Source organism: Lysobacter sp. CA199 (assembly GCF_052078715.1).
Classification (GTDB): Bacteria; Pseudomonadota; Gammaproteobacteria; order Xanthomonadales; family Xanthomonadaceae; genus Lysobacter.
Genome location: NZ_JBQJIL010000007.1, coordinates 200,918 through 225,418, shown reverse-complemented (window position 1 = coordinate 225,418; position 24,501 = coordinate 200,918). Strand labels below are relative to the sequence as shown.

Here is a 24,501-nt window from a genome sequence, read left to right as displayed (position 1 = left end):
ACGGCACCGTCGATTTAACTCAGACGAACCCACCCGACAAATCCCGCATACCCGCGGGTGCAGTGCGGATCGCGTCTTCGAACTAATCAAAAACCCGCGTACCAAGCCCCGCTCGCGCGAGAGGGTTGGGATGAGGGCGCGCCGGCGCCTGCAAATCCGCCCCGCTCCGCACGCCGCCGAAGAAGAACCCATCAACTTCGTATCGAGCCCCTCTCCCGCTTGCGGGAGAGGGGTTGGGGTGAGGGTCATCGCCGAGCGCAGCCTCCCCGCCCTACTCAGCGGCTGTGCAACACGATCCGATCCTCCAGCCGCTCCACCCGCACCGGCATCGCCTGTTCCAGCAGACCGACGAACACCTCGGCATTGGACCAGCGGAAATTGCCCCCGACCCGCAACTGGCCCGCCGCCGCGTCGCCGATCACCAGCTTGCGCGCGTTGTAGCGGTTGAACTCCGCCGCCGCGACGGCCAACGGCGTATCGCGGAACACCAGGTAGCCATTGCGCCAATCGACGTAACGCTCTGCCTCCTCGACCGACACGCTGCGCACCAGCACGCCGTTGGGTCCGGCCAGAGCGATGCTGCCGGCCGGCAACAGCGTGGTCGGCTGGTCGTGGCCGCCGATCGGCTGCGATTCCAATCGCACCGTGCCCTCGGTGACCACCACCCGCAGCTCGCCACCATCGCGGCGGACCGAAAAGTGGGTGCCGACCGCGACCACGCGGCGGCCGCCTGCTTCGACCGCGAACGGTCGGCGCGGATCCTTGGTCACATCGAAGAACGCCTCGCCCCGCCGCAACTCGACCCGACGTTGTCCGCGCGAGAGAGCGACGTCGATACTGCTGTCGCTGCTGAGCGTCGCGCGCGAACCATCGGCCATCGGCACCGTGTCGGTGGCGCCCATCGCGGTGCGGTAGGACGCGTGTTCGACCGCGCCGTATTGCCACCATCCCCACCACAACGACACCGCCACCAGTACCGCCGCGGCGACGGCGACATAACGCGCGCCGTGTCGGCGCCGCGCGCGCGCACGCGGCGCGAACACCAGCGCGTCGGCGCGCGCCGGCATCGCCTCGCCATGGCTGTCCTGCGCTTGCTCCGTGCGCGCCTCGGCGGGCCCCGCGAACGGCGACGACGCCCATTGCGCGCGCGCGGGCGCCTCGCCGGCCGTCGTGCCGGCCGCCAGCGCCTTCAAGCGGTCGCTCTCGTCCCACGCCGCGCTCAACCGCACGAATGCGACCCGGTGCGCCGTGGACTGCGTCAACCAGGCATCGAGCTGCGATTGCGCCTGCGCCGACCAGTCGCCGCCGTCGCGGCGGACCAACCATTCGGCGGCGGCTTGCTCAATCTGTCTGCTTTCCGCCATGTTCGCGATTCCTGTCGTCCTGCGCCGGTACTGCGCCATGGGATTGCGCCGGCCGCGCGTCCGGCGCGACGTCTTCGTCGCCGCCGCGCAAGGCCTGCTCGCCGCCGTAGTAATGCTCCGCCAGCAGGCGCATGCCCTTGGCGATCTGTTTCTCCACGGTCTTCTCGGTGATGCCCATGCGCTGCGCCACCTGTTTTTGCGACAGTTCCTCCACCCGGCGCAGCCAGACCACCTCCCGGCAACGTTCGGGCAGGCAGTCGAACGCGTCGGCCAGGCGCCGCAGGTTCTGCCGGGCGCTGAGTCGGCGTTCGGGAGAGACCTCGTCTATCAAGACGTTCAAGGACTCGAAATCACCCACTGGCTCGATCGACACCACCCGCTCGCGCCGCTGGCGGTCGGTCATCAGATGCCGCGCGGTGGCGAACAGGAACGATTTGGGCTGGTGCGGGCGGGCGTGGCCGGCGGCTTCGTACACCCGCACATACACTTCCTGGCGCAGGTCGTGGACCTCGTCGGCCCGCGGCCAACAACGCCGCAGATAGTGGACCAGCGCCTGTTCGTGCACGAGGATTTCACTGGCGAACCAGGCGTCGAGGGCGGTCTGCATGCGCGGACATTAGCCCAGCGCCAGGGCCGCCGCCACGCTCGCGCCCGGCATCGGCGCGATCTGCGACGGCCGTGGGGGATTGGGCCGTCTTGCTTCGTCACGGCTTGGGATCGATGCGGAGAACGAGCGATGCGCAGTGGTTCGACCCCCGACCGGCCCCGCTGGCGCGCGATCGCGCTGGCGGCGTTGTGGTTGACGGCGGGCGGCGCGGCCTGCGCGCAGCCCGCAACCGACCCGGCGCGCGACGCCACCGCGCCCGATCCCTCGCGACGCGACGGCTATCGCTATTACCAGATCGGCGATGTGTCCGCGCCGCGGCCCGCGCCGACCCAGGCCGGGCTGATGCTGGTCGGCGGCGGCGAATGGCCGCGCGAAGCCTTCGCCTGGATGATCCAGCGCGCCGGCAACGGCCGCATCGTGATCCTGCGCGCATCGGGCACGGTGGAAGCGCAGAACGAATTCTTCCACGACATCGGCGGCATCACCGCCGCGCAAACCCTGGTGTTCGACGATCGCCGCGCCGCCAGCGATTCGCGGGTGCTGGAGATCGTGCGCCGCGCCGACGGCATCTTCATCGCCGGTGGCGATCAATCCAACTACGTGCGTTATTGGAAAGGCACCCCGCTGGCGCGCGCGCTCGACGCGCACGTGCGCGCGGGCAAACCCATCGGCGGCACCAGCGCGGGGCTGGCGATCCTCGGCGCCTACGCCTACGGCGCGATGGACGGCGGCAGTCTGGTCTCGTCGACCGCGCTGGCCGATCCGGCCGGGCCGCAGCTGACCTTGGTCGAGGATTTTCTGCACATGCCGCATCTGCAGCGGGTCATCACCGACAGCCATTTCGGCAAGCGCGACCGCCTCGGCCGGCTGATCGCCTTTCTGGCGCGGCTGTCGAACGAGCACAAGCGCCAGGACCTGATCGGCCTGGGCGTGGACGAACACACCGCGCTGTGCATCGATGCGCGCGGTCAGGGCCGCGTATTCAGCGGCAACGGCGGCAAGGTCTGGCTGGTGCGAGCGCAGCAACCGGCACAGGTCTACGCGCCGGGCCGGCCGCTGAGCCTGCGCGCGGTGCCGGTGATCGGCCTGGACAGCGGCAGTGCGCTGCGGATGCGCGATCTCAAGATCGAACGACCCGCGTTCTCCGAGCTTTATGATGTCCAGGCCGGGCAGTTGATCCGGCGCCAGCCCGGCGCCTGAAAGCCGTGGCTTCGACGCCGCGCGGTTCGCCCGATCCGACCCCGCCCTCAGCGATCTCGCCCTCACCAATGTGGAGCCGCAGATGAAGCAGCCGTTGCGCCCTCGCCCTTCTCGCCTCCATCGCCGCGCGCGCGTCGCCGCGCTGTCGATGGCCTTGTCGCTGGCGCTGGCCTTGCCCGCCGCGGCGACGCCGCCGCCGATCCAGCCGGTGCTGGTCATCCACGGCGGCGCCGGCGTCGAACGCGCCGGCCTGAGCGAACAGGACCAGAAGGACGCGCGTGCCGCGCTGGACAAAGCGCTGCGCGCCGGCCATGCGCAACTGGCCGCCGGCAAGCCGGCGCTCGATGCCGTCACCGCGGCGATCACCGTGCTCGAAGACGCACCCCAGTTCAACGCCGGCCGCGGCGCGGTGTTCACCCACGACGGCAAGAACGAACTCGACTCGGCGGTGATGGACGGCGCCAGCCTGCGCGCCGGCGCGGTCGCCGGCGTGCAGCGGGTCAAGAATCCGATCCTGCTCGCGCGCACGGTGATGGAAAAATCCAAGCACGTGATGATGACCGGCGACGGCGCCGAAGCCTTCGCCAAGGAACAAGGCGTGAGCCTGGTGGAACCTTCGTACTTCCGCACCGAAAAACGTTGGCGACAGCTGCAGAAGGCGCTCAAGGAAGAAGCCTCCGGCCGGGCCCACGCCGATGTCGAAACCGCGAAACACTTCGGCACCGTCGGCGCGGTCGCGCTCGACGCGCAAGGCCATCTGGCCGCCGGCACCTCCACCGGCGGCATGACCAACAAACGCTACGGCCGCGTCGGCGATTCGCCGATCATCGGCGCCGGCACCTACGCCAACGCGCGCTGCGCGGTGTCGGGCACCGGCTGGGGCGAGTACTACATCCGAGCCGTCGCCGCGCACGAGATCTGCGCGCGCGTGCAATACGCCGGACAGAGCATCCGCGAAGCCGCCGAGGGCGTGATCAACGGCGACATCCCCAAGGCCGGCGGCGACGGCGGCGCGATCGCGCTGACCAGCGACGGCCGCTTCGCCCTGCCGTTCAACACCGAAGGCATGTACCGCGGCTGGATCGGCGCCGACGGCGTGCCGCACGTGGCGTTGTTCAAGGATGAGAAGCTCGCCGAGCCTGGGGGCGAGTAGTAAGTACAGATACCTGCTTGGTTGCAGCAAAATTCAATCGAGAATGGTGCATGACAACCTGACACGACTAGACTTCTACGCGACCTTGTTGATTTCACTGGTACTTACTGCTGCTTCGACGCTGTTCATACCAAGCATCCGCTGCCATTGGTTCCGTCTCAACATTACAGACAGCGCGGCCATACAATAGAACTGTACGTCTCCACTACTTTCAATCTCAACGCCGCAACAAGGATGTCTATGATCCACACGAATCGCCGCGCAGATCTCGTACTCGCCGGCATCGCCGCGTTGGCTTATTGTTCTAGCGCTTCTTGCGATGGCTTGGTGGGAAGTGGCCTGTCCTATCGAGAGTCTATTCTGGTCGAACAGCCGATGCTAAGTTCGGTCAATTCGAACTTGTACATAGGTACGCACGACAAGACTGGCCCCTGCCGCGGCCCTTCGGTTCCCGGACAATTGTCGTACTACGAAATGGCCGGTGGGCGTAAAGTATCCTCGATTCCTCAGGATCAGATGAACATGGTGCTGTGGGCCGATGACGAAACCGTACGCCTTCATGCCGCCTCGTCTTCGACTCACTTCACCCCATGGACAGGTCTACAAGTCGATTCGCCGTACGCGCTTCATCAAGCCGCGACCGATGCCTTGTGGCCGGGCTCCAGCGGCTTTCAAGTCAAGGATGGCGAGATCGGCATAAACATCCACTCGCCTGACTTCCCAGTACACAACGAGTACTGCAAAGCGACCTCGGTTCTGCAATACGACTTCAGCCGTTGGCATTACCCATTTCGCTATTCTTACCAGGACGAGATCGAGTTTTCGTTCGATCTTAGGGTGAAGACCTCCGACCGCGACACCCTCAACAAAGGACAGCTCAACGTCCTTGGCTACCTTCTCATCAACGAAGCCACCAGCGGCCACCAGCGCACCATCTGTCTCGGCGCCGCCGCATTCGACCCGCGTATCGACCAAGCCGAGTTCAATGTCATGAACGATCCCGATTCGGGCTGCCTGATAGTCAACTTGCCGCTAGGTCATATCCCAGAGCTCAACCTGTCGGATCAGGCCACGACCGCAATGAGACAGGATGCTTCACCCGATTACTATCCGTACAAACTGACAGTCAACGCCACCGGCTTCCGTGAAGTACTTAAAAGATCCAATGAATTCCTCAGCGCCAATAAGAAACCCCTGCTGTCCTATCGCCCTGAGGACTACTACGTTTCGACTCTGGTATTCAATCCTGAGGCTTATCTACCGGATAACTCGAATACTTATGCCCACCTGGGATTGAGCGTCAAGAATCTGAAGCTCGTTGCGCGGCAGACTTATCCGCTGATGGGCTATGTCGATGAAATACGCCAGCAAGGCGCGAATTGGATCGTCGATGGCTGGGCCTGTGCGCGCGCCTGGAATACACCGATCACCGTGGCGTTGTTTGGTGGCCAGTCCCACGAACGGGGCGGCGATTTGTTGACCGTCGCCACCGCGAACCTGCCGAATCTGGCGAGCGAGAATCAAGTCTGCGGCACGACCACGGGCACGCCCCATCGGTTTCAAGCGACATTGCCCGCATCAGCGGTTTCCGCCACGAACACCGCGCCTCTTTACATCCACGCGGTACGCAGCGGCAGCCCTGACCCGTCGGTACTCCTAGCCAAGTCCGGGCAATATCAAATCGGTAACGGCGCGGTCTCGGTGCTGCCGACCAAGCAGGTCTACCGCTGGGTGTCGGGCAACGACCGCGCCTACAGCACCGATCCGCATGAGTACGACGGCACCGGCTATGTGCTGGACACCAAAGCATCGCCATTCCGAATCAAGAGTACCCCGTCGACTGGCGCTGTACCGCTGTACCGTTGTTCAGTGATCGGTCGGGTCGATCACTTCCTGTGGACAGCGGCCGACTGCAATGGCCAAATCCAGGAAGGCTTGCTCGGCTATATCGAGGCCAACGCCATTCAAGGCACGCGCCCCTTGTACTTGTTCTACCACCCGAGTTCGCAAGTTCACTTGTCGACGACGGAACTGGGCGAAGGCTGGAGTTCAGAGTACGAGCTGCAGTACACGCCGCAGGCGCAGTTCGGTTACGTCTGGTAAGCGCAGATGTAGCGAGCATGCGCAGTACCGATGAAGATCAGGGAAACCGGGGCGCGCGGCATTCGCCGGCGCCGTGGCCGTTGGACGTTCGAACCCAGGCGGCAAAGAGTAATGGTCACCGCGCCGCCCTGCGCGGGTTCGGCTGTTTCTAATTGTTCTTCTTGTTCTTCTCGTTCTTCTTCGCCAGGCGCGCCAACACCGCTGCGCTGTTGAGCTCACGCAACGCATCCTTGCCGATCCAGCGCGGTGCGGACTGCTCCGATGCGGCCAGCCGCGTGGCCGTGGCCACGGCCGCTCGGTGCAGGGCCAGGTTGCGCTTGCCGATCGAACGCAGCGCCCAGTTGATCGCTTTCTTGACGAAGTTGCGCTCGTCGCCGGCGTGGGTTTCGATCAGTTCCAGCCCGCGCAGAAACAACGCGTCGTCGGCGGCCTTGTCGTGCACGGTCTTGCTGGCGAGCAGCGCGAACGCGGCGCGGCGGACGTATTCGTCGCGACGCGGCGCCCATTGTTCGATCTTGCGCCAGGCCAACGGGATGCGGTCGAACAAGGCGAAGCAGATCGTGTCGCAAACCGCCCAGTTGTCGAAGTCGCGGCTCCAGGCGTCCATCTGCGCGGCGGTGACTTGGGCGGGATCGTCGACATAGGACGCGAGCAGTCGCGCTTCGTACCAACCGCTGCTCCACAACGCGGCGGCGAGGTCGTGGTCGCGGCCTGAACGCTTGGCGATGGCCTGAATCGAACCCATGGGCACGCCGAAAGCACGGTCGGAGGGAATGGCGTAGCGCGCCAAACCGTCGCGATAGGCTTCGCTGGACGAGGTCCTGAGTTGATGCATGGCATCGTCGAGACGGGTCGCCAGCGTGCGCGGGGATGCGGCGCCATGGTCTGGACTGCGCGCTGTGGCGGCCTTCGTTTTGACAGGTACGGCCGGTTTCGCCGGCAGAACTGTCTTGACCGTTTTCTTGCTCGCAACCTTCGACGCCGCAGGCTTTTTCGCCGCAGGCGGTTTCGCTACGACTTTCTTTGCAGCCGGCTTGCTAGCCCCGGCCTGCTTCTGGGTCGCGCGCGTGATCGTCGATCGGCCCGCCGCCTTGGCGATGGTGGAAAGAGTGGCGGCTCTGGCCATGTCGCGACACCGTCGTTGGAGTTGGAAACGAAAAACGGACCGCGGCACCAATGTAACCATGGCGCCGCGGTCCGTCATGTCCCACGACTGGTGTTCGGGTGTTTCAGCCGGCCGTTCGTCCGATCGGGCCAGGTACGATCAGGCTGGGTACGATCAGGCCGCGCCCGAATCGGGCTTGGCCGGCGCCGGCTTGAGCAGGCTCAGCGCCACCGAGGTACCGATGATCGCCGCCACGCCGAGCAACGACACCAGGATCGGCACCTTGTAGATATCGATCAGCAGCATCTTGGTACCGATGAACACCAGCACCAGGGCCAGGCCGTAGGGCAGCAAGTGGAAGCGGTCGGCCATGCCTTGCAGCAGGAAGAACATCGCGCGCAGGCCGAGCACGGCGAACACGTTGGAGGTCAGCACGATGAAGGGATCGTCGGTGATGGCGAAGATCGCCGGAATCGAGTCCACCGCGAAGATCACGTCGGTTACGCCGATCAGCACGATCACCGCGAACAACGGCGTGTACCAACGCTGGCCTTCGCGCAGGATCGACAGCTTGCTGTCGTGATACTCGTCGGTCAGGCGCAGATGTCCGCGCATCCACTTGAGCACCGGGTTGTTGTCCAGATCCGGCGCCTTGCCCGCGGCGAGCAGCATCTTGACGCCGGTGATCACCAGGAACGCGCCGAAGACGTAAAGGATCCAGTGGAACTTGGCCAGCAGCAGGGCGCCGGCGAAGATCAGCACCGCACGCAGCACGATCGCGCCGAGCACGCCGATCACCAGCACGCGCTGGCGCTGTTCCTCGGGCACGGCGAAATACGAGAACAGCATCAGGAACACGAAGATGTTGTCGATCGCCAGCGATTTCTCGACCAAGTATCCGGTTAAGAACTCAAGCCCGATGCGGTTGCCTACTTCAGCGCCAGCTTGCTGGCTCAACCACCACCACAGGCCGGCGTTGAACAGCAGCGCGAGCACGATCCAGCCCAGACTCCACCAGGCGGCTTCCTTGAAGGTGACTTTGTGCGGCCCGCCATGGCGCATCAGCACCAGATCGACGAGCAGGGCGACGACGACGAAGGCGGCGAATGCGCCCCACAACATCGGACTGCCGATGGTTTCCATTTGAATCTCCCGATGAAAAAGCTCTGCGAAGAGCCGTGCTCCGCGAAGAGCCAGCCTGATGGCCGCAAGCCGCGAAGCGTCGTCCGGAGGAGATCGGGAGACGTGCCTTCGCCGCGTTCGGCGAAGGTCTTGCTCGCATCCGTCCGGCGCGTGGCTGGGGTTCGGACGCCTGTCGCACCGGAGCCGTGGGCCCGTAATGACGATGCGGCAGTTGGGAGCTACTCCCCTTCTGCAGGCACGATAGCACGCGGGCGGCTGAATTGCAGTTCACAATCCGCGACTTAGCGGATCTCGCCGCCGTATTCGCGGGGCTTTCGAGGCCGGGTGCGGTGCAGCGCTTGCGCACGTCAATTCACGAATCGCGCCGACGTGAAAGGCGCCGTGGCTGCAACACGACGGCGATTCGATCTGCGCCATTCAGACCGACCCGACCTGCACGGCCGCATCACCGCCAACAGCGATGGTTCGTATCCGCGCGTACCCGAACCTCGTGCCGACAACGAGTTGCGCAAACACGCGCTTGCTCGATAGCGCCGCGAACAGGCGCATCGCGGCGACGGCGCGCAGGCGGCGATCGCATCGCCTGCGAACCTGCCCGATACGATCGGACACGCCGATCGGATTGGCTCCGACCGAACGCCGGGCATTTAAGAGCCAACACTCGTTCAGGTACCTGATCGGCCCGCATCGGCGCGGGTGCCGCAACGCGTATCGCTTGTGTCGCGCCGGGTCAGTTTGTCATGGTCCGGCCGGTCGGCATCACAGTTCACACGCGACGAAACTCAAGAAATAGTCTTTATTTTTCAGTTTCTTACATTCTTTTTCATCACACCGTCTTTACGTAATGCCCTCGTAAATACAAGGACGTCAGGGGGCGTCATACATGAAAAACATCGAGGTTTTCAGCATTGCCACCGCGCGAATCTGCGCGGCGGCGCTTGAGCGGCATCCCGTCGTAGCCCGATTCAACGCCGAGGAATCGGCGCGTCATCTTCCGGGTGTGGACCCGTCCAATCGCGAAGCCATGGCCGCGGCGGTGCTCGCCTGCGGCGCGACCTTCGAGTGGCTGATGGACGAGGGGTATCTGCGCAGTACCGCTTGCGTCAAGGAGTCGTTGAACGGCGTTCCGTTCGTGCATCTGGCCTTGCGTTACCGGTTGACCGAAAAAGGTCTGGCGATTCTCGGAGCGCACGCCAGCAACACCACCGACGAACACAAGACCATCGGCGATCGCCTGATCGCCGCGGTCAAGCTCGGTGGCGCCGAACGCATCAAGGAATCGGTCAAGTTGATGATCGGCGCGGGCGCGAGCGCGCGGCCCGCGTTGCAAGCGTTGAGTTGAATGCCGCGGTCCGGCAGCGGACCGATAGCGATGGACCTACAGCGGTAACGACAACGCCCGCGATCGCGGGCGTTGTCGTTGTCGTTTATCGCGCAGCCGATAGCGCCGAAGCGCATCGCGCGATTCAGGCCACCGCGTTACGGCGTGGTGTAGCTCAGGATCAGCTGCGGCGCGTTGGCGCCTTCGCGCGAGGACCAGTCCACGCCGTCGGTGACGCCCGAGGCCGGCACCAGGATGACGCCGTTGTTGGCGACTGCGCCGGAGGCCCAGTTCTTGACCAACTGCAAGCCGGCCGCATTGAGCGTCACGTATTGCGCGCCGGTCGCGTTGGGCGTAACCGAACCGAGCTTGGTGCCCAAGGTGGCGCCGCTGTAGGTCGCGTTGGCTTCGGTCCACGTGGCGGCGACCTGGTACAGATCGTAAGCGCCGCTGGATTTGTCGCTGACCTGCAGCTTGATCTGCGCGCCGGTGAGGTTCAGACCGGCCGCGCTCGACAGGTTCCAGCCCATCAGCCCGCGCAGCACCTGGCCGCCGTCGCTGCCGTCGGCGAACAAGGTCGCGGTGTTGTCGCGGGTGCCGCCGGATTTCACCGTGACGTCGCGCACCGCGTTGAGCGTCAGCGATTGCGAGGGGCTGCCGCCCTTGTTGCAGGTGCCGGTGAAATGATCGGTGTAGCTGCTGCCCGCGCGCGGCACGAAGTCGCCGGTGTAGCCGCTCGCGGTCAAGCTCAGCTTGAGCACGCCGAAGGTGCTGTCGTTGCTGGCCTCCAGCAACGGATGGCTGCCGCTGATGTCGTAGAACGCGCGACCGCCGGTGCCGACCAGCACTTGGCGGATGCCGTCGCTGGCCGCGCCCTGACTGGCGTTCATCTTGCCGTAGCGCTGGTAGTTGTGGTCGTGACCGACCAGCACCAGATCGGCCTTGGCCGCATACAACGCATCCCAGAACGGCTTGACCTGGCTATAACCGCTGTAGCTGCCGCGGCTGACCAGCGGGTGATGGAAGTACGCCGCGGTGCAGGGCTTGGTGTTGGCGGCCAGATCGCTCTTGAGCCATGTGACTTGCGCGGTGGCAACCGTACCGCCCGACATCGTGTTCAGGGCAATGAAATGCCAGTCGCCGACATCCCAGCTGTAGTAACCCTTGCTGCGATCGCCGGCCGGGCCGGTCTGATTGCCGGCGCCGTTGAAGTAGTCGAAGTACCCCTTGGCGCCGGACGTGCTGTAGTCGTGGTTGCCCGGCGACGGGCTGGTCAGCGCCTTGAAGCGGCCCCAGGTCGGCGCGTAGCGGTTGTTGTATTCGCTCAGCGTGCCGCTGTTGTAGGCGTTGTCGCCGGCGGTGAACACCGCGGTCGGATTGATCGCGACGATCAGGTCGGAGGTGCCCTGGCAGGCGTTGCCGCTGGTGTCGCAGATATCGCCGGCGCCAGCGACCACCACGGTGGCCTTGTCCAGCGGCACCGCGCTGTACTCGTAGCGATCGAGCTGGAAGCCGCTGGCGGGCTGGCTGAAGTAAGGCTTGATGTCGACGCATTCGCCGCGCAAGGCGCGGGTGGTGAAGCTGCGATCGTTCCAGTGGCCGCCTTCGAACACCAGCTTGTCGCCGCCGCTGCTGGTGAGCACCAGCGAGTCGTAACCGGCCAGCTTGAGTTCCTTGAAGCCGATGCGCAGCCAGCGGGCGCCGGTTTCGCAGACCCGATCGGCCGCGGCCTTGGCCAGCGGCGTGGCGCGCAGCGATGCGGTCGCCGCGGCGATCGGCTTGCTGTGGGTGTCGTCTTCGGACAGTTGCAACGTGCGCTGGCCGGCCTGCGCGGGCGCGAGCGCGGCGGCGCCGATCAGCAGGGTGGCGATGGCGCCGTGGGCGGGCGCGCCCTTGAGCTTGGAATTCACTGGCTGTCTCCGGAGACGGGAGTGGCTGGGAAGGATCGGGCCAAGCCGCCTGCAAGCGGCCCACGATGGCTGCGGAGTGTGGCCGGAAAACTGCTACACGATTGCGACGGATTTCGCGGCCGTTGCGTGGCTGGCTGAGGCTGCGGTCACAAGTTGGGCGCTTGGCCGACGATCGGTGACGGAAGATGCGCCTGGAGCGCGGGCGTTTGCTGCGGCCGAGCGTAAAGCGTCGGGGCTGAAGCCCCTCCTACAAAAGGCCTCGATGGTCCGAAGTTTTTTGTGGGAGGAGCTTCAGCCCCGACGCTATTGCTTCCGGCCGAATCGATACCCGCCCTCACTCATCGTGCGTCGGCGTGCCCTGCCCGGCGATCTCCAGCAACTCGATCTCGAAATCCAGCACCGAATTGGGCTCGATCTGTCCGGCCATGCCGCGCTCGCCGTAGGCCAGCGAGGCGGGAACCCAGAAGCGGAACTTCGCGCCTGGCGTCATCAGCTGCACCCCCTCGGTCCAACCCGGCATCACCTGCGCCAGCACGAATTCGGCCGGGTGATCGGTGTCGTAGGTGCTTTCGAACTTGCTGCCGTCGAGCAGCCGGCCGACATAGTTCACCCGCACCGTGTCGCTGGCCTTGGGGTGCGCGCCCTTGCCTTCGGCGAGCACCCGGTACTGCAGGCCCGAAGCGGTGGTCTTGATCCCTTGCGCGGCGGCGTTCTTTTTCAGGAACGCTTCGCCCGCGGCGAGGTTGCGCGCGGCGATCGCCTTGACGTCGGCGTCGTGCTTGCCGCGCAGATGCTCGCTGAAGCCTTCGCGGATGCGCTGGCTCTGCGCCTGGTCGAACAGCGAGGCGCGTCCGGCCTGGGCGTCGCGGATTGCGCGCAGCACCAACGCTTGGTCGAGTTCGCCGCGGATCGGTTCGATGCTGGCGGCGAAATCGCGGCCGACGATGTAGCTGATCTTGGCTTTCTCGCTGCTGACCTCGGCCGCGGTCAGCGCCGGCGCGGCGGCCGCGGCGGCGCCGCGGTCGCTCGGCGAGTTGCAGGCGCTCAGCGCGAACAACATCGACAGCGACAGCGACATCGCGGAAAGACGAAAACGGGGACGCGGCATGACTATGCTCCAGGAATGGCGTAGACGAACGCCGCGATCAATCCGTCACCGCGAAGGTCAGCATCATACCCATGTCCTCGTGTTCGAGGTTGTGGCAATGAAGCATGTAGCGCTGGGTGCCGGCGAAGGGTTGCGAGAAATCGATGGCCAGCCGCACGATCTCGCCCGGCCACACCACCACGGTGTCGTTGAAACCCAGATCCTGCGGATTCAAACCGCCCGGCGCGACCTGACGGCCGCGGATGTCGGGCGGGCTGATCGCGCGCGACAGCACCCGGAACTGGAAGCCGTGCAGATGGATCGGGTGCGGCATGCTGGTCATGCTGTTGCGGATTTCCCAGACCTCGCGGCTGCCGCGCTTGATCGAGAACGACGGCTCGTGACCGCTGAGATGGAAGTTCCAGTCGTTGATGAACCAGCGCCCTTCTTCGTCCATGCGCAGACGCAAGGCGCGCACTGGCCAGCCGGCGGTGTCGGGCATGGGATCGATCTTCGACAGCGCCTGCAGGTCAGGCAGTCGCGCCGGCGGACGGTCGCGCGGCGCGCACTCGATCACCCGCAGCTCCATCAGATCCAACGCCTCGCCCATCGCCGCGGCGCCGGGGTGGTCGCCCATCGGATCGGGCAGGAACGCGCCGGACTCGTCCTCGTTCTCCATCGCCACGTAGTCCAGGCTGCGCAGCAGCACTTTTTCGCCCGGGGGCAGCGCGCCGAAGTCGACCAGCACATCGACCCGCTGGGCCGGCGCGAGAAACACGTCGTCGACCGGCCAGGCGCGTTCGAGCAGGCCGCCGTCGCAACCGATCAACTGCATCGGCAAGACCTTGTCGCCGTGCATGAAACACGGGCGCAGCATGCGCGCGTTGGCGACGTTGGCCAGGCGGAACCGGTACCAGGCGGGAATCACTTCCAGGTACGGTTCGGGCGTCCAGTTGATCAGCACCCGGTTGCCGATCCAGTCGTCGGCGCCGTCCTTGTAGACGATCGCGTTGTCGGCGCCGACCTGCTTGTCGCTGATCATCAGCGGCAGATCGCGCTCACCCCAACGCATGCCCAGTCGCGCGCGCAGCGCGAGTTCTTCTTCGTCCTCGATCAGCAGCAAACCGGCCAGGCCGCGCTGCAACTGCACACCGGTGCGGCCGTGCGGATGGGCGTGATACCAATACAGTCCGGCGCGATTGTCGATGCGCAGGCGATAACGCCGCCGCGCACCGGCCTCGACCGGATGCAGGCCGCTGCCGTCGTTGGCCTCGTCCACCGACAGGCCGTGCCAGTGGATGGTGGTGGCTTCGGCCAGACGATTGTCCAGGCCGACGTCGATGACCTCGCCGCGGCGCGCGCGCAATACCGGATTGATCGCCTCGCGTCCGCCGACGGTGGCGACATAGGACCACAGCGTGGTCGCCGCACCCGGAAACAAACCTTGGGCGATGCCGCGCGCGGCCAGTTCGAGCGGCTGCTTGAGATCGATTTGCGCCATCAGCCCGTCGCCACCGGGCAGGCGCAGCGGTTGCACGAAGCGCGCATCGGGCGGCAGCAACTGCAGATCCGGCGCCGAGGCCAGGCGATGGCCGTGGCCACCGGTCCAGCGCCACATCGCCACCGGCCCGGCCACGCAGGCCGCGCCGCCGACGGTGAGGCCGATCAGGAAACGGCGGCGTTGCGGATCGCTCATCGGTACGCGGTTTCCGATTGGTGGCGGGTTGGGGCCCTCGCACGCGACCGGCGCGAAGGACCCGACATCATCCATGCCGCAGATTGCAGTTTCCGCTTTGGCGCTGCGCTTCTGTGACGTGGATCAATGCCGGTGGCCGCAGCGGCTCAGCGCGCGGCGGCGGTCACAGCGAATCGTCGAGTTTGGCCTGCCAGACCCGGTCGCCCATTTCGTGTTCCTCCACGCCGGCGAAGAAGCTCTCGCCCAGCGCGTCGTAATCCGGATCGCTGACGCCGCGCCAATCGAGAAACTTGGGCCGGTGCACGGCGAAGCCCTGCGGATGGGCGGCGTTGCGGTAGGGCACGGCCATGGTCGCGGCCAGATCGCCGGGGTAATCGCGCACGCTCAGGATCAGCGCATCGGTGCGGCCCGAAGGCAGGGTGACGTAGCCGTCGTGGACCAGGACCGCGTGGCGGGCCTGATCCGGGTTGAGCGACAGCCGCGCGCGCGCCTCGCCGACGCCGGTCTCGATCTGCTCGCTGGCGTAGCGGACCATCTGCCGTTCGCCCTGCTCGGTTTCGAAGGCATAGATCGGAATCAGGTCTTCGCCATCGGCCACGCACCATACCGCGTGTGCGGCGAAGAACCCGGCCAATCGGATCGCTTGATTCATTCCCTTCCCTCGACATCGCTGCGCTCGCCCCCCGGCGCGGCCACTGTACACGTTGAGGGCGGATTCGATCAGGTCTCGTGTTTTTGCGTTGACGCAGTCGTTTCGCGGCGCAAGCCGCGACCGCGAAACCTCAACGACGTCGCGGGCCGAATATCGCGGTCGCGGCTTGCGCCGCTCCTACAGGAGGCTGGCCGATGCCTTCGCGGGCCGGGCGGGCGCCGGCAACGGCTCGCGGCTCACCCACTTACGGAACGCCACATAGAACACCGGCGTCAGGAACAAGCCGAACACGGTCACCCCGAGCATGCCGGCGAACACGGTCACGCCGGTCGCCACGCGCACTTCGCTGCCCGCACCCTGGCCGAACAGCAGCGGCACGGTGCCGGCGATGAAGGCGATGGAGGTCATCACGATCGGACGCAGACGCAGGCGGCAAGCCTCCAGCGCGGCCTCGACGATGCCGCGGCCCTGCAGTTCCAACTCGCGGGCGAATTCGACGATCAAAATCGCGTTCTTGCACGCCAGCCCCATCAGCACCACCAGGCCGACCTGCACGAACACGTTGTTGTCGCCGCCGCTCAACCACACCCCCGCCAACGCCGACAGCAGCGTCACCGGCACGATCAGGATCACCGCCAGCGGCAGGGTCCAGCTCTCGTACAACGCCGCCAGCACCAGGAACGCCAACAGCACCGCCAACGCAAACACGATCAGCGCCGCCTTGCCCTGAGTCGCCTGCTGATAGCTCAGGTCGGTCCATTCGATGCGCATGCCGTTGGGCAGGGTCTTGCGCGCCAGCTCGGCCAGGGTGTCCATCGCCTGGGTCGAGGACAGCAGACGCGGATCGGCCTCGCCGGCGAGGTCGGCGGCCGGATAGCCGTTATAGCGGATCACCGGATCGGGCCCGTAGGTCTGGGCGAAACTCACCATCGAACCCAACGGCACCATCTGCCCGCTGTCGTTGCGCACGCGCAATTGACCGATGTCCTCGATGCTGTCGCGATGCGCACCGTCGGCCTGGGCGATGACCTGATAGGTGCGGCCGAAACGGTTGAAGTCGTTGACGTAAGCCGAGCCCAGATAGGTCTGCAAGGTGTCGAACAACTCGCTCAGCGGCACGCCCTGGGCCTTGGCCTTGACCCGATCGACCTGCGCATCGAGCTGCGGCACGTTGGCCTGATAGGTGCTGATCGGATAGCCCAGTCCGGGCACTTGCGAAATCGCCGCGGTGTAGTCGTTGAGCGCGTTCTGCAGCGCGCCGTACCCTTGTCCGTCGCGGTCTTGCACGTACAGCGCATAACCCGAGCCGGTGCCCAGGCCGAGAATCGGCGGCGGCATGAACGAGAACGCCACGCCCTCCTGCAAGGCGGCGAATTTTTCGTTGAGCTCGGCGTTGATCTGCTCGGCGCTGCGTCCGCGTTCGGGCAGCGGCTCGAGTTCGAAGAACAAGGTGCCGGTGTTGGGAGTGTTGGTGTATTGCAGCGGATTGAGCCCGGGGTAGCTTTCCGAAGCGTGCACGCCCTCGGTTTTCATCGCGATCGCGCTCATCTTGCGGATCATCGCGTCGGTACGCGACAGCGACGCGCCTTCTGGCAGCTTGACTCCGCCGATCAGATACAGCTTGTCCTGGGTCGGAATGAAACCACCCGGAACCGCCTGGAACATCAGCCCGCTGCCGAGCAACAGCGCCAGATACACCGCCAGCACCGCGCCGCGACGGCCGAGCAGGCGGCCGATCGCGCCGTGGTAGCGCTGCGATCCGCTGCGGAAGAAGCGATTGAACGGGCGGAACAACCAGCCGAACCCGCGTTCGATCAGCCGCGTCGGCGCATCCTGGGCGGCGCCGTGCGGCTTGAGCAGCTTGGCCGCTAGCGCGGGCGACAGGGTCAGCGAGTTGATCGCCGAGATCACCGTGGAAATCGCGATGGTCACCGCGAACTGCTTGTAGAACTGACCGGTCACGCCCGACAGGAACGCCATCGGCACGAACACCGCGCACAGCACCAGCGCGATCGCGACGATCGGCCCGGACACTTCCTTCATCGCCTGATGCGCCGCATCCAGCGGGCTCAGTCCGGCTTCGATGTTGCGTTCGACGTTCTCCACCACCACGATCGCGTCGTCGACGACGATACCGATCGCGAGCACCAGACCGAACAGACTCAGGGTGTTGATCGAGAAGCCCAGCACGTACAACGCGGCGAAGGTGCCGACGATAGAGACCGGGACCGCGATCAGCGGGATGATCGAGGCGCGCCAGGTCTGCAGGAACAAGATCACCACCAGCACCACCAACAGCACCGCCTCGCCCAGGGTCGTCGCGACCGCGCGGATCGAGTCGCGCACGAACACGGTGGGATCGTAGACGATGCGGTACTCCAGACCGGGCGGGAAGCGCCGCGCCAACTCGTCCATGCGTTCGCGCACCGCGTCCGACAGCGCGATCGAATTCGCACCCGGCGCCTCGAACACGCCGATGGCGACCGCGTCGGCGTTGTCGAGCTGCGCGCGCATGGTGTAGTCGCCGGCGTCCAGATCGACCCGGGCCACATCGGACAGCCGCACGATTTCGCCGGCCGCGCCGCTCTTGATCACGATCTGTTCGAACTCGGCCTCGGTCTGCAGACGGCCCTGGCTGTTGATCGGAATCAGGAACTCGTTCGCGCCGGGCATCGGCTCTGCGCCGAGTTGTCCGGCCGAGACCTGCACGTTCTGTTCGCGGATCGCCGCGACCACGTCGCCGGCGCTGAGGCCGCGCGCGGCGATGCGCCCGGGATCTAGCCAGATCCGCATCGCGTAATCGCCGCTGCCGAACATCTGGGTCTGGCCGACGCCGGGCAGGCGCGCCAACTCGTCCTTGAGTTTCAAGGTCGCGTAGTTGCGCAGATACAGCGAGTCGTAGCGGCCGCTCGGCGACACCAGATGCACCAGCAGGGTCATGGTCGGCGACTGCTTCTGGGTGGTCACGCCTTGCCGGCGCACGTCCTCGGGCAAGCGCGCCTGCGCCTGGCTGACCCGATTCTGCACTTGCACCTGGGCCTGATCGGGATCGGTGCCGGGGCGGAAGGTGACCGTGGTGACCAACACGCCGTCGGTGCCGGCCACCGACTTGATGTACATCATGTCCTGCACGCCGTTGATCGCTTCCTCCAGCGGCGTGGCCACGGTCTGGGCGATGACCTTGGGGTTGGCGCCGGGATACACCGCGCGCACCACCACGGTCGGCGGCACCACTTCGGGGTATTCGCTGACCGGCAGTAACGGCAGCGCGATCAGGCCGGCGGCGAAGATCAGGATCGACAGCACCGCGGCGAAGATCGGGCGATCGATGAAGAAGCGGGAGAAGTCCATGGCGGCATCCGGACGCGGCGCGCGGCCGCAAGAGGTCGCGGCCGGCGCCGATGCGCCGGCCGGCATGCGAGTACGACGGGTTTGGTATCGAGCGGCGACCGCGATGGGCCGCCGCGATCAGGCGGCGATCGGTTCGGCCAACACGAGGTCGGGCTTGCGCTCGATGCGCACCCCGAACTCGGCCAGACGCTGCAGGTGGTAGGCCGGATCGATCAGTCCGTCCGGCGTATACAAGCCCGGCGCCACCGCCGCGCCGCCGGCCAGTCCGAGCAGGCGCTCGATGCCGAGCGCGATGCCGAGCGCGGTGATCGGCGCCTGGCCTTGCGGGTGCACCAGTTCGTGGCGGCTGCGCACCCAGGCGCCGTCGCGTCGCTCGCCTTCCAGCTCGATCACGATCTCGGTGGAAAAGGCTTCACCGCGGCGCCGGCTCGCGGTTTCGCCCAGCGCCAGATCGAGGCGGATCGAATGCGCGTCGGTCGCCGCGGCCAACGTGACCACGTCCATCGGCGAATACGCCGCCGCTTCGACTTGGGTGCCGTCGACGCTGAGAAAACGGCTCGCCGCCGCGGCGTCGCGCACCCAGCGCCAGCGGCCGTGTTCGAGTATCTGCGCGGCCGCCGCGCTGGTCAGGCGTTCGTAATCGGCGGCCGCGGCCGGGCCACCCATGTCCTGCTCGTCGAGCAAGGCGGCGATGCGGATCGTGTCGAGACGGCGGAAGTCCTGGGCGAAATGCAGCACGGGCAAGGTCGCCGCGCCGGCCAGCCAATGGCTGGCGAGCAGGATCGGCGCGGCGGCCGGGTGGCGCAGATGGCGGGCGACTTCCGGCGCGATTTCGAACGAGCCGCTGGAGGTGCTGATGTAGGGCAGACCATGGCGCTGCGCGTACTTGAGCGAGTTGAGCGTGTCGTCCTTGACGAACAACACCACCGCGGAGAACCGCGTGTCCTCGCCCAGACCCAGATCGGCGCGCTGCAGGTCCACGCGCACGCCCTGGGCGTTGCCGACCTGGGCGGCGACGGCCTCGGCCCGCGCCAGGTCGCGGCCGGCGATGGCGATCGGCAGATCGGGGTGCAGGCGGCGCAGCGCATGCGCGCCTTGCGCGCCGACCACGCCGGAACCGCCGATGATGAGAACGGGCTTGAGAACGTTTGCGTGCATGACAGCAACTCCGATGGGGACGTGGCCAGCGCGGGCCCGGCATGGGCACCGCCACAAGCTACGATTGGTAAGTTACCAATAGTAAGATACAATCTCCCTGGCGCTGTCAAGCGTTTTATCCGAGCACTGGAGACCCGTCGCATGAGCCCGACCGCCGCCCCGTCCAAGCGCCTGCCCAAGGCCGAACGCCGCGAACAATTGCTGGAAACGGCGATGACGATCGTGCGCGAGCAAGGCACCGACGCGCTTACGCTGGGCTATCTGGCCGAGCGCGCCGGGGTCAGCAAACCGATCGCCTACGAGCATTTCGGCACGCGCTCGGGCCTGCTGATCGCGCTGTACCGGCAGATCGACGAACGCCAGGCCGCGACGCTCGCGCAGGATTTCGAGCGCACCTCCAAGCGCCTGGCCGATGTCGCCGTGCTGATGGGCGACAGCTACATGAGCTGCTTCCGCACCGCCGGCCCGGAGTGCCATGCGATCTTCGCCGCGCTCAAGGGCGACGAGGAAATGGAGCGCGTGCAGCGGGACATGACCCAGGGCTACGTGCGGATGTACCGCGATCTGCTGGCGCCGTATTCCAAGGTCGGCGACGCCGAACTGCTGCGCCGCTGCGTGGCCATCATCGGCGCGGGCGAAGCGCTGTCACGCGAGATGAGTTTGGGACGGATTGAAGAGACGCAGGCCGCGGCGACGTTGGCGAATCTGATCGCGGGCCTGGTGGCACGCGCCTGAGCGTGTCGTTGCGCACGATCGGCTCGACGACGATTCGTACGCCTGCACGTTGCGGTCGATCCGCTATGCTTGCGATCTTTGCGAATGTTGCTTCGGTAAGCGCGCCCTGTGCAGATGTAAAGCGTTTGCACAGCGTGGCCACAGCCACACCGTGTTGTTCGGTTGAGAGAATGGAATCCCGTGCCATGAAAATGAAGTTGCATGCATGCGGTCTGGCGACCGTCTTGGCTCTGATCGTGGGCTGCTCGGCTTCGCCCGGCGAACCACCTGCTGCCTCGCCCGGCAAGCAAAGCGTGGCCGCGGATGCGGTCGCAGCCGAACCCGCACAAACCGCCGAGCCCCAGACCGCGCCGGTAGCTGCGGAACCTCCCGCCACGCAAGCGCCGGCCGCTACGCGCGCCTCTTACGACGAATGCCTGTCGCACACGCAAGGCGTCACGCCGGCGATCCAGGAATGCATAAGCGCCGAGCACGCATATCAAGACAAGCGGCTCAACGATGCCTACAAGACCTTGCTGAGCCAATGGCCCGCCGATCGCAAAGTGGATCTGCGCGAACGGCAGCGCGCGTGGATCAAGCAGCGCGACGCCGATTGCGCCAGTGACGACGAGCCTGAGCCTGGACAGGGGCAGGTCTTGGAAGCCAACTCGTGCCTGGTCGATGCGACCGCCGCACGCGCCGGCGAGCTGGAACGCATGACCGGCGGCGCGCAGTAATCGCTCACGGCGCGGTCCGCGCCGGCATGAAGCGATTCCGGCGAGTCGCACCCGCGGCGCGGCCCTGGGGTTGACCCAGGCGCGTTCGGCGAGGATCATGCGCCCGCCAACCCCTTTCCGCCCCAGAGGCCAACCCCTTGGACAGTCGATCTAGACCTGCGCTGCAGCGCAATCGCTGACGGATCGCCACAGGTCTGGGATGTCCCAGGTCGGCGCCGTTCGCGAAGAACGGAGCCGCAATCGCCGAACCGCAACCCGATGTAACGGGGTTCGCGCGTCTCTAACCCGCACTGCAGTTTCTCTCTGAAGACACCTGCCCAGGTGGCCTTTGGCGTTTCCGTGTCTCCGGAGATCGCCGATGCCCCCGAAGATCGCATCCGTCCTGTTTGCGGCGCTCTCGCTCGTACCCGTGTACGCGGCGCGCGCCGGCGCCAGCCTGTACGTCGATGACGCCGCCACCGTCGCGTCCGGCCGTTGCCAGCTGGAAAGCTGGCTGCGCGCCGCCGCGCCGTCGCGCGAGTCGACCCTGGTCCCGGCCTGCGACGTGGCCGGCAGCGAGTTCGGCCTGGGTTTGAGCGACTACGCGCAGCCGCGCGCGCCGGCGATCGCCGCGTTCGGCGCCAAGCGCGTGCTGCACACCGCGGCCTCGCAGCGCTGGGCGCTCGCGGCCTCGGTCGGCGCGAACTGGGATCCGCGCCATGGCGCGTTCGACGGTTGGAATTTCAATCTCCCGCTGAGCGTGGCCGATACCGCGCTACGCGGCCAGTGGCATTTCAACCTGGGCTGGAATGCGCCGCGCCACGGCCGCGCGGCCGTCACCGCGGGCATCGGCCTGGAGCATGCCTTGCATGCCGATTGGAGCGTGCTGGCGGAACTGTTCGCCGATCACCGCGGCGGCCGCGTCGCTCAACTGGGCCTGCGCCGCGGGTTCGGCGCCGGTCATAGCGTGGATGTGTTGATCGGCGACCGCAACGACGACCGCCGAAGTCCGTGGCTGACGCTGGGCGTGAATCTCCTGCTGCCGCGCTGAGCGCGCGCCGGCCACCGCACATCGCCGAGGTGAACCATGTTCTTCAAGCCGTTGCTCGCCCCACTGTTCATCGGGCCGCTGTTCAAAGCGCCCGGCTCCGACAAAGCCTGCGTCATCGGATCGTTGTTCATCGCATCGCGCACGTCCGCGTCGCGGCGCATCGCTTACGTGACATCGGCCGCGCCGATCGTAGTACCCGCGGATCTGCGCGCCGCCAACGACCCCGGCCGCGTACTCGCGCATTGGCGACGCAACGCCGTCACCGGTCGGCTCGAATGCCGCTGGCGCGTCGCCCGCGCCGACGACGCGGGCATCGGCGAAGAACCTCCACCTGTCGCGCGTGCCGACCCCGCCTTCGCAGTCGCCGTGTCCGGATTCGTCCGCGGCGCCGTCAGATCCGGCCGTACCGAGGTTCGCCATGCTGTCCATCTTCCGTCACCGCCCGCACTCCCCGCTGGTCGCCGCGCTGATCCGCGCGCGCGGCTGGCCCAATCTTCATGACCTGATCGCGTTCACGCTGCTGATCGCCGGCGCCGCGCTGCTCGGCCACGGCGCGGCGCAGATGCGCGAACCGCTCGTCGGCCTGGCCGCGCAGCCGGTATCGCTGCAGATCGCCCACCTGCCCGAGTACGCGCTGCGCACCACCTTGCGCATGTTCGCGGCGATGCTGGCCTCGCTGGTGTTCACCTTCCTCGTCGCCACCTGGGCGGCCAAGAGCCGGCGCGCCGAACAGGTGATCGTGCCGGCCTTGGACATCCTGCAATCGGTGCCGGTGCTGGGCTTTCTCAGCTTCACCGTGAGTTTCTTCCTGGGCCTGTTTCCCGGCAGTCAGCTCGGCGCCGAATGCGCGGCGGTGTTCGCGATCTTCACCAGCCAGGCCTGGAACATGACGTTCTCGTTCTATCAGTCGCTGCGCTCGGTGCCGCGCGATCTCGACGAGGTCGGCCGCGGCTTCGGGCTCAGCGCATGGCAGCGCTTCTGGCGTCTGGAGGCGCCGTTCGCGGCGCCGGGCCTGGTGTGGAACATGATGATGTCGATGTCGGGCGGCTGGTTCTTCGTGGTCGCCTCCGAAGCGATCACGGTCGGCGACACCACCGTCGAATTGCCCGGCATCGGTTCGTATCTGGCCTTGGCGATCGCGCAGAAGAATCTGGCCGCGGTGGCTTGGGCGGTGGTGGCGATGGCCGTGCTGATCGCGCTCTACGACCAGTTGTTGTTCCGCCCGATCGTGGCCTGGGCCGACAAGTTCCGGGTCGAACAGACCGCCGGCCAACAGCGGCCGGCCTCGTGGGTGTACGACATGGCGCGGCGCACCCGCGTGCTCAAGCGCGCGCTGCGACCGCTGATCTGGCTGTGGCAACGCGCGCTGCTGTGGCGCTTGCGTCCGCGTGCGATCGCCGCCGCGCCGCACGCAGCGACGAACCCGCGCCTGGGCGACCGCTTGTGGCTGGCGCTGGTGCTGGCGACGGCCGCCTGGGGCGCGTGGTTCGCGTTCGACTACGGCCGCCGCACGTTGACCCTGGCCGATGTCGCCGAAGCCTTCGGCGGCGGTCTGGCGACGTTGGCGCGGGTCGTGGTGCTGATCGCGGTCGCGACCGTGATCTGGGTTCCGATCGGCGTGTGGATCGGCCTGCGTCCGCGACTGGCGCAGCGGATGCAGCCGTTGGCGCAGTTGCTGGCGGCGTTTCCGGCCAACGTGCTGTTTCCGCTGGCGGTGATGGCGATCGTGGCGACCGGCGCCAATCCCGACGTGTGGCTGTCGCCGCTGATGGTGCTCGGCACGCAGTGGTACATCCTGTTCAACGTGATCGCCGGCGCGAGCGCGTTTCCCACCGATCTGCGCGAGGCCTCCAGCGTGTACCGGCTGCGCTCGTGGACGTGGTGGCGGCGGGCGATCTTGCCGGCGGTATTTCCCTATTACGTGACCGGCGCGCTGACCGCCTCGGGCGGTTCGTGGAACGCGAGCATCGTCGCCGAGCTGGTGCACTGGGGCGATCAACGGGTGCAGGCCTACGGTCTGGGCGCCTATATCGCCCGTGCCACCGAGGCCGGCGATTTCCATCGCGTGGTGCTCGGCGTGGCGGTGATGTCGCTGTTCGTGACGCTGTTCAATCGCCTGCTGTGGCGGCCGCTGTACGTCTACGCCGAACGTCGCTTGCGCCTGGATTGA

At 66.5% G+C, this 24,501-nt stretch carries 20 protein-coding genes; 9 read left to right on the top strand and 11 right to left on the bottom strand.

Annotated elements, in window-relative coordinates:
• Nucleotides 1-275: 275 nt before the first annotated feature.
• Together ACTOWJ_RS14300 and ACTOWJ_RS14295 are read right to left on the bottom strand one after the other, a co-directional pair.
• Nucleotides 276-1,364 (bottom strand): FecR family protein, encoded by a 1,089-nt coding sequence (locus ACTOWJ_RS14300; protein WP_441335297.1) that lies wholly within the window; start codon nt 1,362-1,364, stop codon nt 276-278.
• Complete coding sequence (locus tag ACTOWJ_RS14295; protein ID WP_441335296.1) at nt 1,342-1,971, bottom strand: RNA polymerase sigma factor; 630 nt, start codon at nt 1,969-1,971, stop codon at nt 1,342-1,344. Before ACTOWJ_RS14295 ends, ACTOWJ_RS14300 begins: the two co-directional genes overlap by 23 nt.
• A 129-nt stretch (nt 1,972-2,100) precedes the next feature.
• On the opposite strand from ACTOWJ_RS14295, the gene ACTOWJ_RS14290 reads away from it, so the two are divergent.
• The 3 genes from ACTOWJ_RS14290 to ACTOWJ_RS14280 all read left to right on the top strand — a co-directional run bounded on the left by ACTOWJ_RS14290 (nt 2,101) and on the right by ACTOWJ_RS14280 (nt 6,427).
• Nucleotides 2,101-3,171, top strand: a complete 1,071-nt coding sequence (locus ACTOWJ_RS14290) for a cyanophycinase (RefSeq protein ID WP_441335295.1) — start codon at nt 2,101-2,103, stop codon at nt 3,169-3,171.
• Between the two features lie 148 nt (nt 3,172-3,319).
• Nucleotides 3,320-4,324, top strand: coding sequence for an isoaspartyl peptidase/L-asparaginase family protein (locus ACTOWJ_RS14285; protein WP_441335451.1), 1,005 nt, complete (start codon nt 3,320-3,322; stop codon nt 4,322-4,324).
• A 240-nt stretch (nt 4,325-4,564) separates the two neighbouring features.
• On the top strand, nt 4,565-6,427 hold the full coding sequence (locus tag ACTOWJ_RS14280; protein ID WP_441335294.1) for a hypothetical protein: 1,863 nt from the start codon (nt 4,565-4,567) through the stop codon (nt 6,425-6,427).
• A 148-nt stretch (nt 6,428-6,575) separates the two neighbouring features.
• On the opposite strand, the gene ACTOWJ_RS14275 is transcribed toward ACTOWJ_RS14280, so the two are convergent.
• The 3 genes from ACTOWJ_RS14275 to ACTOWJ_RS14265 form a co-directional block, all read right to left on the bottom strand.
• A complete protein-coding gene (locus ACTOWJ_RS14275; protein ID WP_441335293.1) occupies nt 6,576-7,262 on the bottom strand; it encodes a DNA alkylation repair protein in 687 nt (228 codons plus the stop codon).
• 444 nt (nt 7,263-7,706) lie between these two features.
• Nucleotides 7,707-8,675 (bottom strand): TerC family protein, encoded by a 969-nt coding sequence (locus ACTOWJ_RS14270; RefSeq protein WP_441335292.1) that lies wholly within the window; start codon nt 8,673-8,675, stop codon nt 7,707-7,709.
• Nucleotides 8,676-9,092: 417 nt separating this feature from the next.
• The gene (locus ACTOWJ_RS14265; RefSeq protein WP_441335291.1) at nt 9,093-9,287 is read right to left on the bottom strand and encodes a hypothetical protein; all 195 of its coding nucleotides are present in this window, start codon (nt 9,285-9,287) and stop codon (nt 9,093-9,095) included.
• Between the two features lie 271 nt (nt 9,288-9,558).
• Between ACTOWJ_RS14265 and ACTOWJ_RS14260 the strand changes: the two genes are divergently transcribed.
• The gene (locus tag ACTOWJ_RS14260) at nt 9,559-10,017 is read left to right on the top strand and encodes a hypothetical protein (protein WP_441335290.1); all 459 of its coding nucleotides are present in this window, start codon (nt 9,559-9,561) and stop codon (nt 10,015-10,017) included.
• Nucleotides 10,018-10,154: 137 nt separating this feature from the next.
• Here ACTOWJ_RS14260 and ACTOWJ_RS14255 read toward each other — a convergent pair whose 3' ends face one another.
• The 6 genes from ACTOWJ_RS14255 to ACTOWJ_RS14230 all read right to left on the bottom strand — a co-directional run bounded on the left by ACTOWJ_RS14255 (nt 10,155) and on the right by ACTOWJ_RS14230 (nt 19,850).
• Nucleotides 10,155-11,906, bottom strand: coding sequence for a DNRLRE domain-containing protein (locus ACTOWJ_RS14255; protein ID WP_441335289.1), 1,752 nt, complete (start codon nt 11,904-11,906; stop codon nt 10,155-10,157).
• Nucleotides 11,907-12,240: 334 nt separating this feature from the next.
• Entirely contained in the window at nt 12,241-13,014 is a 774-nt protein-coding gene (locus tag ACTOWJ_RS14250) for an FKBP-type peptidyl-prolyl cis-trans isomerase (RefSeq protein ID WP_441335288.1), read from the bottom strand.
• A 37-nt stretch (nt 13,015-13,051) separates the two neighbouring features.
• A complete protein-coding gene (locus ACTOWJ_RS14245; RefSeq protein WP_441335287.1) occupies nt 13,052-14,689 on the bottom strand; it encodes a multicopper oxidase family protein in 1,638 nt (545 codons plus the stop codon).
• A gap of 163 nt (nt 14,690-14,852) precedes the next feature.
• Nucleotides 14,853-15,341: a hypothetical protein gene (locus ACTOWJ_RS14240; RefSeq protein WP_441335286.1), complete on the bottom strand. Its 489-nt coding sequence runs from the start codon at nt 15,339-15,341 to the stop codon at nt 14,853-14,855.
• A 177-nt stretch (nt 15,342-15,518) separates the two neighbouring features.
• Complete coding sequence (locus tag ACTOWJ_RS14235; RefSeq protein ID WP_441335285.1) at nt 15,519-18,692, bottom strand: efflux RND transporter permease subunit; 3,174 nt, start codon at nt 18,690-18,692, stop codon at nt 15,519-15,521.
• Nucleotides 18,693-18,809: 117 nt separating this feature from the next.
• Nucleotides 18,810-19,850, bottom strand: coding sequence for a hypothetical protein (locus tag ACTOWJ_RS14230; protein ID WP_441335284.1), 1,041 nt, complete (start codon nt 19,848-19,850; stop codon nt 18,810-18,812).
• A gap of 141 nt (nt 19,851-19,991) precedes the next feature.
• On the opposite strand from ACTOWJ_RS14230, the gene ACTOWJ_RS14225 reads away from it, so the two are divergent.
• The 5 genes from ACTOWJ_RS14225 (at nt 19,992) to ACTOWJ_RS14205 (ending at nt 24,501) form a co-directional block, all read left to right on the top strand.
• The gene (locus ACTOWJ_RS14225) at nt 19,992-20,585 is read left to right on the top strand and encodes a TetR/AcrR family transcriptional regulator (RefSeq protein ID WP_441335283.1); all 594 of its coding nucleotides are present in this window, start codon (nt 19,992-19,994) and stop codon (nt 20,583-20,585) included.
• A 185-nt stretch (nt 20,586-20,770) separates the two neighbouring features.
• Nucleotides 20,771-21,301: a lysozyme inhibitor LprI family protein gene (locus tag ACTOWJ_RS14220; RefSeq protein WP_441335282.1), complete on the top strand. Its 531-nt coding sequence runs from the start codon at nt 20,771-20,773 to the stop codon at nt 21,299-21,301.
• Nucleotides 21,302-21,659: 358 nt separating this feature from the next.
• Nucleotides 21,660-22,331 carry a hypothetical protein gene (locus tag ACTOWJ_RS14215; RefSeq protein WP_441335281.1) on the top strand — a complete coding sequence of 224 codons (672 nt, stop codon included), beginning with the start codon at nt 21,660-21,662 and terminating at the stop codon, nt 22,329-22,331.
• A gap of 36 nt (nt 22,332-22,367) precedes the next feature.
• A complete protein-coding gene (locus ACTOWJ_RS14210) occupies nt 22,368-22,832 on the top strand; it encodes a hypothetical protein (RefSeq protein WP_441335280.1) in 465 nt (154 codons plus the stop codon).
• Nucleotides 22,750-24,501 (top strand): ABC transporter permease, encoded by a 1,752-nt coding sequence (locus ACTOWJ_RS14205; RefSeq protein ID WP_441335279.1) that lies wholly within the window; start codon nt 22,750-22,752, stop codon nt 24,499-24,501. Before ACTOWJ_RS14210 ends, ACTOWJ_RS14205 begins: the two co-directional genes overlap by 83 nt.

Bases quoted from the DNA above. Each gene is read 5' to 3' on its own strand.
- ACTOWJ_RS14270 (WP_441335292.1), bottom strand. From the start codon at position 8,675: ATGGAAACCATCGGCAGTCCGATGTTGTGGGGCGCATTCGCCGCCTTC.
- ACTOWJ_RS14215 (WP_441335281.1), top strand. From the start codon at position 21,660: ATGCCCCCGAAGATCGCATCCGTCCTGTTTGCGGCGCTCTCGCTCGTA.
- ACTOWJ_RS14220 (WP_441335282.1), top strand. From the start codon at position 20,771: ATGAAAATGAAGTTGCATGCATGCGGTCTGGCGACCGTCTTGGCTCTG.
- ACTOWJ_RS14290 (WP_441335295.1), top strand. From the start codon at position 2,101: ATGCGCAGTGGTTCGACCCCCGACCGGCCCCGCTGGCGCGCGATCGCG.
- ACTOWJ_RS14235 (WP_441335285.1), bottom strand. From the start codon at position 18,692: ATGGACTTCTCCCGCTTCTTCATCGATCGCCCGATCTTCGCCGCGGTG.
- ACTOWJ_RS14230 (WP_441335284.1), bottom strand. From the start codon at position 19,850: ATGCACGCAAACGTTCTCAAGCCCGTTCTCATCATCGGCGGTTCCGGC.
- ACTOWJ_RS14210 (WP_441335280.1), top strand. From the start codon at position 22,368: ATGTTCTTCAAGCCGTTGCTCGCCCCACTGTTCATCGGGCCGCTGTTC.
- ACTOWJ_RS14260 (WP_441335290.1), top strand. From the start codon at position 9,559: ATGAAAAACATCGAGGTTTTCAGCATTGCCACCGCGCGAATCTGCGCG.
- ACTOWJ_RS14295 (WP_441335296.1), bottom strand. From the start codon at position 1,971: ATGCAGACCGCCCTCGACGCCTGGTTCGCCAGTGAAATCCTCGTGCAC.
- ACTOWJ_RS14245 (WP_441335287.1), bottom strand. From the start codon at position 14,689: ATGAGCGATCCGCAACGCCGCCGTTTCCTGATCGGCCTCACCGTCGGC.
- ACTOWJ_RS14275 (WP_441335293.1), bottom strand. From the start codon at position 7,262: ATGCATCAACTCAGGACCTCGTCCAGCGAAGCCTATCGCGACGGTTTG.
- ACTOWJ_RS14240 (WP_441335286.1), bottom strand. From the start codon at position 15,341: ATGAATCAAGCGATCCGATTGGCCGGGTTCTTCGCCGCACACGCGGTA.
- ACTOWJ_RS14205 (WP_441335279.1), top strand. From the start codon at position 22,750: ATGCTGTCCATCTTCCGTCACCGCCCGCACTCCCCGCTGGTCGCCGCG.
- ACTOWJ_RS14225 (WP_441335283.1), top strand. From the start codon at position 19,992: ATGAGCCCGACCGCCGCCCCGTCCAAGCGCCTGCCCAAGGCCGAACGC.
- ACTOWJ_RS14285 (WP_441335451.1), top strand. From the start codon at position 3,320: ATGGCCTTGTCGCTGGCGCTGGCCTTGCCCGCCGCGGCGACGCCGCCG.
- ACTOWJ_RS14300 (WP_441335297.1), bottom strand. From the start codon at position 1,364: ATGGCGGAAAGCAGACAGATTGAGCAAGCCGCCGCCGAATGGTTGGTC.
- ACTOWJ_RS14280 (WP_441335294.1), top strand. From the start codon at position 4,565: ATGATCCACACGAATCGCCGCGCAGATCTCGTACTCGCCGGCATCGCC.
- ACTOWJ_RS14250 (WP_441335288.1), bottom strand. From the start codon at position 13,014: ATGCCGCGTCCCCGTTTTCGTCTTTCCGCGATGTCGCTGTCGCTGTCG.